Annotated in this window: 8 protein-coding genes; all 8 read left to right on the top strand. The window is 37.7% G+C overall.

The window, feature by feature from the left end:
• The first annotated feature begins 180 nt into the window (after window positions 1-180).
• On the top strand, window positions 181-1602 hold the full coding sequence (locus JJL45_RS04715; protein ID WP_202664304.1) for a sulfatase-like hydrolase/transferase: 1422 nt from the start codon (window positions 181-183) through the stop codon (window positions 1600-1602).
• 38 nt (window positions 1603-1640) lie between these two features.
• On the top strand, window positions 1641-3581 hold the full coding sequence (locus tag JJL45_RS04720) for a glycoside hydrolase family 127 protein (RefSeq protein ID WP_202664305.1): 1941 nt from the start codon (window positions 1641-1643) through the stop codon (window positions 3579-3581).
• A gap of 28 nt (window positions 3582-3609) precedes the next feature.
• A complete protein-coding gene (locus tag JJL45_RS04725) occupies window positions 3610-5475 on the top strand; it encodes a CRTAC1 family protein (protein ID WP_202664306.1) in 1866 nt (621 codons plus the stop codon).
• A 9-nt stretch (window positions 5476-5484) separates the two neighbouring features.
• Window positions 5485-7065: an MFS transporter gene (locus JJL45_RS04730; RefSeq protein ID WP_202664307.1), complete on the top strand. Its 1581-nt coding sequence runs from the start codon at window positions 5485-5487 to the stop codon at window positions 7063-7065.
• Between the two features lie 337 nt (window positions 7066-7402).
• Window positions 7403-8179, top strand: a complete 777-nt coding sequence (locus tag JJL45_RS04735) for an HpcH/HpaI aldolase family protein (protein ID WP_202664308.1) — start codon at window positions 7403-7405, stop codon at window positions 8177-8179.
• 8 nt (window positions 8180-8187) lie between these two features.
• A complete protein-coding gene (locus JJL45_RS04740) occupies window positions 8188-9876 on the top strand; it encodes a sulfatase (RefSeq protein WP_242521416.1) in 1689 nt (562 codons plus the stop codon).
• Window positions 9877-9888: 12 nt separating this feature from the next.
• Window positions 9889-11532 (top strand): T9SS type A sorting domain-containing protein, encoded by a 1644-nt coding sequence (locus tag JJL45_RS04745; protein WP_202664309.1) that lies wholly within the window; start codon window positions 9889-9891, stop codon window positions 11530-11532.
• A gap of 54 nt (window positions 11533-11586) precedes the next feature.
• Window positions 11587-13392, top strand: coding sequence for a CRTAC1 family protein (locus JJL45_RS04750; protein WP_202664310.1), 1806 nt, complete (start codon window positions 11587-11589; stop codon window positions 13390-13392).
• Window positions 13393-13418 lie beyond the last annotated feature (26 nt).

Below are 13418 nucleotides of genomic sequence, written 5' to 3' on the forward strand. Positions count from 1 at the left end.
GAACTTTTGTTCTCGGTATTTTTTTTGGCTTAACAATGTGGTAAAATGGGATTAGCAAGGGGTAAATTTCATTAATAATTAATAGGGGTTTTATGATTGTTTTGTATAAACTATATTTATAGGAATCACCAACGGTATGTTTGGGTAACTTTTACCGAGTCATACTATAACTAACACTATATGAAATCTTTATTTTATACCTTATTTTTAACTTGTTTCTTTCAGGTTGTTAGTGCTCAAAAACAGCCTAATATTATTTTGCTTTTTGCCGATGATGCCGGTTACGCCGATTTTGGCTTTCATGGTAGTAAAGTGATGATTACCCCAAATTTAGATAAGCTAGCCAAATCTGGAGTGCGTTTCCAGCAAGGATATGTTACCGATGCCACTTGTGGCCCGTCTAGAGCTGGTTTAATAACAGGGAAATACCAACAACGTTTTGGTTACGGCGAAATTAATGTGCCTGGTTATATGAGTGAAAACTCTAAGTTTTTAGGCGACGATATGGGCTTGCCTTTAGATCAGGTAACCATGGCCGATTATTTGAAAAAACTAGGCTATACTAATGCTATGTATGGTAAGTGGCACTTAGGTGATGCCGATCGTTTTCATCCGTTAAAAAGAGGTTTCGATGAGTTTTACGGATTTCGTGGTGGCGCAAGAAGCTACTTCCCGTATAAAGATTTTAAAGGCATTCACGACGACAATAAAATGGAGCGCGATTTCGGACACTTCGAAGAGCCAGACGGTTATGTAACAGATGTGCTTGCCGATAGAGCTATCAATTTCATTGAAAGACATCAAGATAAACCATTTTTTATCTACTTAGCATTTAATGCCGTGCATACACCTATGGAAGCAACACCAGAGGATTTAGCTAAATTTCCAAACTTAAAAGGGAAAAGACAAGAGGTTGCTGCTATGACCCTTGCACTCGATCGTGCTTGTGGAAATATTATGGATAAATTAAAAGAACTGGGTCTAGATGAAAATACTATCGTAGTGTTCTCTAATGATAATGGCGGTCCTACCGATAAAAATGCTTCTATAAATTTACCTTTAAGTGGTACCAAATCGAATCATTTGGAAGGTGGAATTCGCGTGCCTTATCTAATCAGTTGGCCTAAAGTACTAAAGAAAAACAGCACCTATAACTTTCCAGTAAGTACGATGGATTTATTACCTACATTTTATGCTGCAGGAGGTGGTAATGTAGCCGATTTAAAAGATGTTGATGGCGTTAATCTTATTCCTTTTGTACAAGGCAAAAATGATGAAAGACCTCACGAAACTTTATTCTGGAAAAAAGAAACCAGAGCTGTTTACAGAGAAGGCGACTGGAAATTAATTCGCTTTGCCGATCGTCCTGCCGAATTATATTTTGTGCCAGAGGATACTTCCGAATTAAACAATTTAGCTTCTAAATATCCAAGTCGTGTCAAAGACATGTATAAGAAATTATACGAATGGGAATTAACACTCGAGCGTCCTATGTGGATGTTAAAGCAGGAGTTTGAAAAATACGATAACGATCGTATGGACCGCTACCGTACTCCAGAAAAAGTACAGATAGAAATGTTTTCTAAACCTATTAAGGGGTAAAATAATTTTAATATAAAGTATATAGACAATATAATATAATGGGAACAAATCAAAAATTAAAGCAAATAAACATAGGGGATTGTAACTGGACAAACGGATTTTGGGCAGATAAATTTAAACTATGTGAAGAGGTTATGGTGCCTTATATGGGTGATGTTTTATGTGGAGATATCGGGCATGCTTTAAATAACTTTAAAATTGCAGCAGGAGAAAAAGAAGGCGAACACAAAGGGATGTTCTGGCATGATGGGGATTTCTATAAGTTTATGGAAGCCAAAACTTATGTGTATGCTTACTCCAAAAATGAAAGTCTTTTAAAAGAATTAGACGATTATATCGACCTGCTTTCTAGAGCACAGGAAGACGATGGGTATTTACAAACCCAAATTCAATTACGCGACGATGCCGATAGGTATGAAAACAGAAAGTACCACGAAATGTACAACAGTGGGCACCTTTTTATAAGTGCATGTACTCATTATAAAGTTACAGGACAAAGAAATTTCTTAGATCTAGCTATTAAGCACGCCGATTTAATGTACACCATTTTTATGCCGGATACTAAGCATTATGGTCGCTTCGGATTTAACCAAACGCAAATCATGGGTCTGGTTGAGTTATACCGTGTTACCCAAGATGAGCGTTATTTAAATCTTGCCGAAAAGTTTATAAATAATAGAGGGAAATATGAAATTAAGCACGACTCGACTACAGTAGGTTATCCAATTGGGGACATGGTTCAAGAACGTACACCATTACGTATTTCTGAAGAAGCTGTAGGTCATGCCGTTCTAGCCTTGTATTACTACGCGGGTGCTGCCGATGTGTATGCCGAAACCGGTGAAACAGCATTAATTGAAGCTTTAGATCGCCTTTGGTTAAATGTTACCGACAAAAAAATGTACGTTACAGGTGCTGTTGGTCAAGCACATTATGGAGCTTCTACCAATTTAGATATGATTGAAGAAGGGTTTATCGATGCTTATATGATGCCTAATATGACGGCCTATAACGAAACTTGTGCAAACCTATGTAATGCCATGTTTAGTTATCGAATGTTAAATATTCACGGTGAAGCTAAATATGCCGATATTATCGAGTTGGTGCTTTATAACAGTGGATTGTCTGGAATTAGTGTTGGAGGTAAAGAATACTTCTATGCGAATCCACTTCGTATGGTTAATAATTCTAGAAATTATGATGCTCATGCCGATGTGACTGAGACGCCAGACAGACAACCGTATTTAGATTGCTTCTGTTGTCCGCCAAATTTAGTGCGTACCATCGCTAAAGTATCGGGATGGAGTTATAGTGTAACCGATAATGGGGTGTCTGTGAACCTTTACGGAAGTAATACGTTAAACACGCAATTAGCCGATGGTTCAACCATAAAATTAAGTCAACAAACAGAATATCCATGGGATGGTAAAATTACCATTACCATCGATGAATGTAAAAATGAGGCTTTCGACATTAAGATGCGTATTCCAGGATGGGCTGAAAAAGCAAGCTTATCGGTTAATGGAGAAAAAATTAAAACTAAGCCAGTTTCAGGAACTTTCGAAACCTTATCTCGTGAATGGAAAAAAGGCGATGTGATTACGCTTAAACTTCCAATGGGAATTAAGTTAATGGAAGGACATCCTAGAATTGAAGAAGTAAGAAATCAAGTAGCCATAAAACGTGGTCCTATAGTGTACTGTATCGAATCTCCAGATTTACCTCTAGATACAAGCGTTCTTGAAGTGTATTTCAATGGTAATTCTAAACTAAAAGCGGTGCATAAACCAGACTTTTTAGGCGGTGTTACCGTAGTAGAGGGTGAATTTTTACTAAGAAAAGATAATAAGCAAGGCATGTATCGCAGTATTGATAAGCCTAATTTAGAAACGCATCAAACCCAATTTGTTCCATATTTCGCTTGGAGTAATAGAGGGCAAGCTGAAATGACAGTTTTCATGCCGGTAGTTTGGAGCTAATGATCTAATGAGAATTTTCAAAACATTTATGAAGTTTAATTTATTTTTATTCGCGTTTTTTTTGGGTTTTTCTTCTGTTCTTAGTGCTCAAGATGCTTCAGCCAATACGTTTGTTGAAGAGTTTAAAGCCTTTCCTAGAACAGAAAAAAACCTGAGAAAATGGGATGCCCCCGTAGTTGCCGATCTCGATCAAGATGGTTTCACCGATTTGATTATTAACGATCATGGCTATGGTGTGCAGGTGCTTTGGAATAATAACGGAAAATTTGCTAAACCTTTTGATGTGTTAATAGGTGATTTGCATGGTGTGTCTGTTGGCGATTTTGATGCTGATGGTAACCTTGAAATGATCATCTCAAGAGGTGGAGGCTCTGGCAGTAATGCTCGAAACTCTAAAATGTATAGAGTGAGCAAAAACCGCGAGTTTATACCGTTGCCAGATTTTAACGAACCCTTAGCTTTAATGCGCGGGCGCACTGTAAAATTTGTTGATGCCGATAACGATGGCGATTTAGATTTACTAAACTTCGCTTTTCCTGATTCAAATAAACAAGGGGAAAGCGAAAATTATGTTTACGAAAATAACGGGCAGGCCCAATTGGTTTTAAAAAACACCCTGCCTTCAAGTCACGGTGATGGCCAAAAGGTACTGCTTACCGATTTTAATCAAGATGGTATTTTCGATATTGTCATGTATGGCCATGGGAAGGTGAGAGCCTTTCAAGGCATAAAAGGGCTGGATTATAAAGAAGTTACCGAAACTATTTTTCCTTTTTCTTTAGAAAATGTGACCAGCATTTCTGAAATCGATGTCGATAACGATGGTAGATTTGATTTGTATTTTACTAGAGGTTTAGACTTTGAAAAAGGAGAAACTTTTTTTGATGCCGAAACTAAAACCTGGGGCTTTTATACCAAACGAGGTGAATTTGATTTTTCTAATTTAGAAGCTGGCGATGTTTTAAAGCTCACGAACTTTCAATCACAATGGCCTAATAACGCTACTTATTTCATTGGAGAATCGGCGTATAGCTACACTTTTGAAGGCGAAACGCATTCGGGCAAAAATATCACTTTAGTGAATAGCGATGCGCTAGGTTTTCCAGATCATCCCAATTTCAAAGAGAATACAGGCTGGTACATCGGGTATACAGGAAATGAAAGTTGGCGTATAGCGGGGTATTTATGGGCCCCAGCAACCGGGGTGGTGCAAAGTGTATCTCATTACCCAAAATACGAGCATCCAGAAGGATTAAGTGATGTGCTGTTAAAAAACACCGGAGGTAAATTTACCGATGTTACCAAAAAGTATAGGCTAGATAAAAAGGAGCATACTGTAGCAGCTTCAGTTGCCGATGTCGATAATAATGGTTTTAAAGATTTGGTGGTTATACCTCGTGGTGATCTGATTCATGAAAATAAGGCCATAGTTTATTTGAACACCGGGAAATCAGAGTTTAATCTGTTTGAAAATCACAGCATCATTTCAAAAGAACTTGGTGCTATAGGTATGGCAGTTGAAACTATAGATTACAATCAAGATGGAAGAATGGATGTGGTAGTTGGTAACGAAAGAGGTTTGTGGCATTTGTTTAAAAATCAGTTTCCAAAAAGCAAAAACTCAAACTTTATAAATGTTTCTGTTGGGCATTCCAATTCCGGGAATTGCACGGCTTTGGGAGCTAAAGTAACGCTATCGTCTTGTGGTAAAACACAGTCAACGGTTATTGGTTCTACAGGTGCGGCGTATTCATTAAGTTTTAATAATCTGGTTCATTTTGGATTGGGAGATTGTACAAAATCAGTAAAAATTAAAGTTTCTTATACCAATGGAGAGGTTATCGAGAAAAAAATAAAAACGCTCAATGGCGTAGTTTCCGTAGGGAAAAAATAAAATAAAGATATGAGTTCATTTAAGAAAAATGCGTTTTTATACGCTACAATTGTTGCCATAGGAGGTTTCGTTTTTGGTTTAGATGCCGCATTAATTTCGGGGGCTTTTAAATTTATAACTGCCGAATTTAATTTAAATGAATGGCAAGTCGGAGCCTTAGGTTTTGGGCCTGGAGTTGGTGTTTTGGTAGCTTTGCCTCTTGCCGCTTGGTCCAGTAATAAATATGGTCGTAAATCAACTTTAAAAATTATTGCAGCCATGTATTTAATTTCGGCAATAGGTTCCGCTTTGGCACCTTCATTTGCCGTACTTTTCGCCTTTCGTTTTTTAGGCGGATTAGCGTTTAGCTCCATTACTTTAGCCGCAATGTATATTGGTGAGCTAGCTCCAGCCGAATATAGAGGTGAATTGGTTTCTATGACGCAGATTAATATTGTAATCGGACTTACAGCTGCTTATTTTATAAACTATTGGATTTTACAGAAAACCAATTCTGATGCCCAGTGGGTGGTCGATTTAGGGTTAGACCGCTATACTTGGCGTTGGATGTTGGGTATCGAAATTGTTCCTGCCTTAATCTGGTTTGGGCTCTTGTTTATGGTGCCTCGTAGTCCAGCATGGTTGGTGTATAAAGGGAAATTTGATGAAGCTAAAGTTTCTTTGAGTAAAGTGATTCCTGAACATGAAATCGCTGGTCACTTAACCGATATGCAACACAGTGTGGAAGATAGTAGTTCCGACCGTTCTGTGATACATCAGTTAAAAGAAGTATTTAGTAAAAAAATGAGGGTGGTGGCTATTATCGCTTTAACCTTATCAATCGTTCAACAGTCTACAGGAATTAATGCCGTATTAACTTATGCGCCTACCGTAATGGAACAGCTAGGTTTAGGTGAGGAGGCAGCATTTCAACAAGCGATTTGGATTGGATTGGTTAGTATTGTATTTACTGTTTTATCTTTAGTATTAATCGACAAATTAGGACGACGCCCTATGATGATTTCGGGATTGATTTGGGTGGTTTTAAGTTTAGGTCTTTGTGCTTATGGCTTCGGAACGGCGAAATATCAATTAACCGAGAAAGCTATAGAAGAGATGCATGATATTCCTAATATTGATAAGTTATCGGTACTTGTTGGTAAAGAATATGCTACCGATATCGAATTTAAAGAAGCCGTAAAAGACCTTATAGGAGAAACTTCTGCAAGAGACAATTCTAGTGTTTTTATTCAAAAATCAGCAGTGCTAAATGCGACCTTAATTTTAATTGGAATCTTAAGTTTTATTGCCGCTTTTCACTTTTCGGTAGGCCCGATAATGTGGGTATTGTTATCCGAAATATTTCCTATTCACTTACGAGGAATGGCTATTCCGTTTTTCGCCTTACTTTCAAGTACGGTAAGTGCCTTAACGCAATTGTTCTTTCCTTGGCAATTGGCCAATATGGGGGCAAGTACCATCTTTATGTTTTACGGCGGTATTGTGATTATTGGTCTTTTAATTTTAGCGAAATTCCTTCCAGAAACTAAAAACTTAACCATAGAACAAATTCATGAAAAACTAGAGAAAAAATCTGGTTTAATGGGCTAGAGCCCTTTTCTAATGTCTTGGATATAAGCTGATAACTAAGGCTTATTATAAATTCATTTCTATTTTTTATTCGGTTTGTCGAAATACCCCAAAACTTTGGTGATGTTTTTGGGGTTCGGCAAACAATATCAGCTTATATCACCAGTGTAATTTCTTCTTCCTTTCATCATTTTATACCTATTAAAATCAAGGTAATTTTTAGTAGGTGTTAGGTAATTCCTAAACATTCTTTTAAATCAACTTCTAGTAAGTTTACTCTAAATTAAGTGGCGACTTTAATCCTTTGGTTTGGAGCTATCTTAATGAAACATTCTAATCAAATAGTTTTAATAAAGAAATGGGGTTATTAGACAGTAAAAAGCATGTGCTGGGGCCGTTTATGAAGATTAGCGATCCAGCTTTGGTTGAAATATCGGCATTCGCAGGATTCGATTTTGTAATCATCGATTTAGAGCATGGTCCTAACAATTTTCAAACCATTCAAGGTCATATAAGAGCAGCGCAAGCCAAAAATATTGTGCCTGTTGTTCGTGTTCCAGAAATTAATGAGAATATGATTTCGAAAGCTTTAGATATTGGTGCAGCCTACGTGCAAGTGCCTCAAATTGAAAATGCCGAAGATGCAAAACGCGTTGTAAAAGCAGCCAAGTTCTACCCGGAAGGGGCTCGTGGTGTTTGTAGGTACGTGAGAGCAGCCAATTATACTGCCATGCCTAAAGAAGATTATTTTTCTTCTGCAAATAAAAATACTGGGGTTATAATTCATATTGAAGGGAATATCGCTTTTAATAATATAGATGAGATTTTAAAAGTTGATGGGGTTGATGTTATTTTTATAGGACCTTACGATATGTCGCAGTCATGTGGCGTACCAGGGCAGGTAAATCATCCATCGGTAATCTCAAAAATGAAGGATATTGTTGAAAAAGCCAATGCTAAAGGTGTGGTTGTAGGCACCTTTGTGGAAAGCGCTAGTAGTGCTAAACAATGGATGGATTTAGGCGTGCAATATATTTCTTATGCCGTTGATGTAGGTATTTATTATGATGCTTGCAAATCGATTGTAGATGAGGTGAATACCTATGCTGAAAACACATTTTTAAAATCTTCATAATTCTAAAAATGAAAATGATACTAATTAAAAAAGCGTCTTTTAAAACAGCCTTATTATGCTTCGGATTTTTTGCCATCCTTGGATGTAAGCAAAAAGAAAACAAGGTTGGTGACACTGAAAAAACACAACAAAAGCCAAACATTTTATTTGTTGCTATTGATGATTTGCGTCCTGAAATTGGAGCATACGGCTCTAGTATTGCCGTTACGCCAAACATGGATAAATTAGCCAGTCAGGGGTTGGTGTTTAATCGTGCCTACTGTCAGGAGGCTATTTGTAGCCCTTCGCGAGCAAGTATAATGACAGGAGCAAGACCAGAATCGATAGGGGTTATTGAGAACTTTACTTATTTCCGCGATGCGAATCCCGATATTATTACTCTGCCGCAGCATTTTAAAAATAATGGTTACGAAACCACTTATACGGGTAAAATTTACCATAAAACAGGTTTTGCTGATTTAGACTTGTCTTGGAGTAGAAAACCGGCTTACGATAAAATGACCATCGAAAAAAGCAACACGCCTGGTGGTTTTGCAAAAAAAGAAAGTCAAGAAATGTTTCGAAAAAACCAAGCCGAGGTTATTGCTAAATACGGACCTAATGCGCCGAGAAATGGTTTAGGAAAAGGGCCTGCCTACGAAAATGCCGATGTGCCTGATCACTTTTACGAAGATGGTTATAATACCGAATTGGCTATAGTGACCTTAAAGGATATGCTAGAGAAAAACCCAGACAAACCATTCTTTTTAGGTTTAGGGATGAAAAAGCCACACTTAGATTGGTTGGCCCCTACGAAATATTGGGAGCTGTATAATCCAGAAGACATCCAGTTAACCAATCAACCAAATGCACCTGAGAATGGTGCGACTATGGGATTGCATCCTTCATTCGAGTTAAGAGCTCGATATGGGATTCCTAAAAAAGGTGACATAGACGATGAATTAGCCCGAACCTTGAAGCATGCTTATTTGGCTTGTATCAGTTATGTGGATGCGCAAATAGGAAAAATGATTGATGCCCTAGATGAGATGGGCGTACGCGATAACACCATCATTGTACTATGGAGCGACCACGGTTGGCACTTAGGTGAAATGGGTATCTGGGGAAAAGCTACTAACTACGAAATAGCTACTAGAGTACCATTAATGATATGGACGCCAGATATGCTTAAAGAAAATCGCGGGGTAAAGTCCAATGCTTTAGTTGAGCTGGTGGATATGTATCCTACTTTATGTGAATTGGCGGGCTTAGACCAACCAGAACATCTGGAAGGAAAAAGTTTTATGCCTTTATTAAGCGACCCAGACCAAGCTTGGAAACCAGCTGCTTTTAGTCAGTTTCCAACGCCGGCCTTACGCGAATGGGCAGCAAACCCATTGTCGCAAGGGATGCGAGAAACCTATTTTGGTCCGTTAATAGAAGAAGTAGAGGACAAAATTAAAAGTCAAGTAGGTGATGACTGGAATAGAGATCTTTTCGAAAATAAGCTCATGGGCTATGCCATGCGTACCAACGACTATAGATTTATTGTGTGGAAAGATTATACCAAAAAAGATAGCGAACCGCTTTTTTATGAGCTGTTTGACCATAGAACCGATCCCAATGAAACTAAAAATATTGCGAGTGAAAACCCAGAATTAGTAAAACAACTTTTAGAACAATTTAATAAAGGTTGGAAAGGTAATTACAAGCAGTAAAACTAAAATAAAATGAAAAAAACTAACAAACTTAAACAGCATGCTATTTGTTTATTCGTATTGAGCTTATCAATGAATAGCTTGTTAGCACAAAACCCAACAACCGACCCTACTAATTCAGAAGGCTGGATTTTAAATACTACGATTAGCGATGAGTTTAATGCCACACAATTAGATAAGTCTAAATGGTGGGTTTTAGGTGAAAATGGCGATTACCGTAACAAATGGAAAGGTAGAGCGCCAGGACAATACGCGCCCCATAATGTTAGGGTAGAAGGCGGTGAGTTAATCCTTACCAGCCAGTGGGAGCCTAGTTATAATTTTGCGAACGAAATACATGATGGTACGTGGTATGGAGGTTCTACAACCAGTTCCGATAACAGCAAACCTATCACCCAAGCTTGTGTGATGAGCGAAACTTTTTTTAAGTATGGTTATATGGAAATTAGAGCCAAAATTGCTGATGCCCCAGTGGTTTCAGCCTTTTGGACTACAGGATACCATTCTGAAATCGATATGATTGAAAATTTTGGAAAACTTCCTATAGGCAACCCAACGAACAGGCCTGCTAGTTTAACTAGAAAAATTCGTACTAATTTGATCAACTGGGATCCAGATATTCCTTCTAAACACCAAAATTGGAAAGTAGAAGACGATACTGGTGTGCAGTTAGCGGCCGAGTATCATGTGTATGGTTTTGAATGGGATAAAGATTATGTGAAAACCTATTTAGATGGTCAGCTTTTACGACACGTCACAAGACAAGAATTAGAATCCAAAGACCAATGGCGTCATGATGCGCCTCAAGAAATCTGGTTTGATAATGAGGTGTTTTCTTGGTATGGTTTACCATCACAGCCTGATTTAGCAACACCTGCCGAGTATAAAATTGACTATGTTAGAATCTGGCAAAAAAACATTACATCACCAGATTTTAATGCTCTAGGTTTTGAAGGCCCTTTTTATTTTCAGGGAAGAAGTCAGCCTTGGTGGAATGGCGCTGCAGCAAAATGGCGTATAAAAAATGAAAAACCGGCAACGGGCGATTTTAGTATGCGTTTTCAACATTCTGGAACTTTTACAGGTAATTACACCAGCTTTACGCCTAATGGTTCTTTAAACTTGCCTGCTGGTAGTAATGAAGTGAAATTTAAAATTTGGATAGACCCAAGTACCACCATTAGTGATATTAGATTGATTTTAGAAAAACCATGGACAATCATAGATGTTGATGTTTCTGGTGCTCAAAAAGGGCAATGGGTTGAGGTTTCTCAAAGCTTTAATCGAAGTGCAGCTTCCGACCCAAGTATTGTTGATGGCGATAGAATAAGATTACAGTTGCGTTCACAAAGCGTTACAGGCTCTCAGGCTTTATTTTATATCGACGATATGGAGTTCTCTAAAACATTAAGTATAGAACAACCTAAGGCTATGAAGTTTTCGGTGTATCCAAACCCAACTAGCGATGTATTGTACTTACAGTCACCTTTAAACGGTATCGTAAAAGTATATGATGCTTCTGGTCATTGGGTAAAAAGTTTCAATAAGGAGTCAAGAACAACCAAAATTGAAAACTTAGACTTAGCCTCTGGCATGTATATTTTTCAAATTCAATCTGAAAATCAATCTGCTTCTTCAAAAGTAATTATTAAATAAGTGATGATTAAAAGTAAAGGCATAATTCGAAATTGTTCCGTAATGGTGTTGCTCATGGCATGTTTTTTAGACATTTTAGAACCGGATATGCCTTTAACCTTTTTGGAAAATCCTGAAGTGATTCCTTTAGAAAACCGGTCTCGCCGAAAGTTTGATAATGCGGTTGTGGCCGATTTAGATCAAGATGGATTTCTAGATTTACTCTTAACAGAACATTCTCGGCGTGTGGAAGTTTTTTGGAATAATAAGGGTGTTTTTTCACAAGGAAAACCTTTTGTATTTGGGGATACGCACGGTATTGCTGTTGGTGATTATGACAAGGACGGCTTAATCGATGTTTTTGTTCAGCCTGGTGGTGGCGATGGGAAAAATCCGCGAAAGCTTAAGGGCTATTCTATAAGTAAAGATCGTAGCGTTTCAAAAGAAAAGGAATTTACACATTTTGAAGCCAGTCGTGGGCGTGCCGTAAAATTGGTAGATGCTAATAATAATGGCAATCTCGACTTGGTGTTAACCGCTTTCCCTAAAAATAATACCAGTGATCGTGCTCACTTTTTGTATAAAAAAGATGAAGCCCATGGTTTTTCGTTTTTAGAACTATTACCAACGGCTGATAGGTTTAATATGCGTACCCTAATAACCGATTTTAATAAAGATAATATTAAGGATTTTCTTTTTTATGGTGGCGCTAAAGTGATTGCTGTTCAAGGTGAAAAAGATTATGGTTATAAGGAAGTTACCAAGGATGTTTTAGGAAACTTGGCACATACCAATTTGGTAAGTAGTATGGCCGAAATTGATTTTGATAATGATGGTGATTTCGATTTGATTTTAACGCGTGCCAAGCATCCTTTTGACTCAGAAACGGATTACGATAAAACCCAAAAAACTTTCTATTTCTTAAATAGAAGAAAAACATTTTTGCATGATAGCCTTAAAATTAAAGGGGGTTTTAAGTTAGAAAATTTACAAATGGCCTATCCGCATTTTGATGTGTTTTTTGGAAAGGATAAGACCTTGTTCCAGAGAGAATCTGATGTTCATGGCGGACATAACTTAAGTGTTACAGCTAAAGAAGCTCAAGGTTGGCCTGAGGATACCTCACAAAAAGGTTTGTATATTGGTTATTTAGGTAACGGATATTGGCGAATAGCTGGATTTACTAGTGCGCCAACAACGGGAGTGATTCATAATGTTATGGAGCAACCAGAACTCGTGAAAATGCAGGACTTACCCGCAAAATTGTTAGAAAACAGAAACGGAAAATTTGTAGATGTTTCCGAAAAGTATGGTGTCGATGTTACAGAGCAAACCGCAGGAGTTACTGTGGCCGATTTCGATAATGATGGCTGGCAAGACATATTCATGGTGCGCTATGGACATTCGGCTTCACAGATCGAACAGTTTTTGTTTTTAAATCAAAAAGGTAAAGGCTTTTCATTAGCCCAAAATCATGGTATTATTAGAAAGGAGCTCGGCAGTACAGGTATATGTGCCGAAGTTTTTGATTATGATAAAGATGGCGATGTCGATATTATTTACGCCAATGAGCGTGGTAAGTGGCATTTATTTACCAATAATTTAAACCGTGCTAATAATTATATTACGGTGCATGTTGGTGATTCACCAATCCATAAAGTTTCGCCTATTGGGGCGGTATTAACCATAGAATCTGAGGGGTTGATATACCGACGCGTGGTAGGTGCAACCTCCTCATCCTATTCACAGAGTTATAATACCTATTTACATGTTGGTTTGGGAACTAAAAGAAAAATAGACAAGGCTTTTGTAACATGGAATAATGGCGAGTCTTTAGAACTGAACATTAAAGAATTTAATAAAACATACGAAGCTAATTAATCCTTAGAAATAAGACGACTAAAACT

This window comes from Tamlana sp. s12 (genome assembly GCF_016767215.1).
GTDB lineage: Bacteria > Bacteroidota > Bacteroidia > Flavobacteriales > Flavobacteriaceae > Pseudotamlana > Pseudotamlana agarivorans.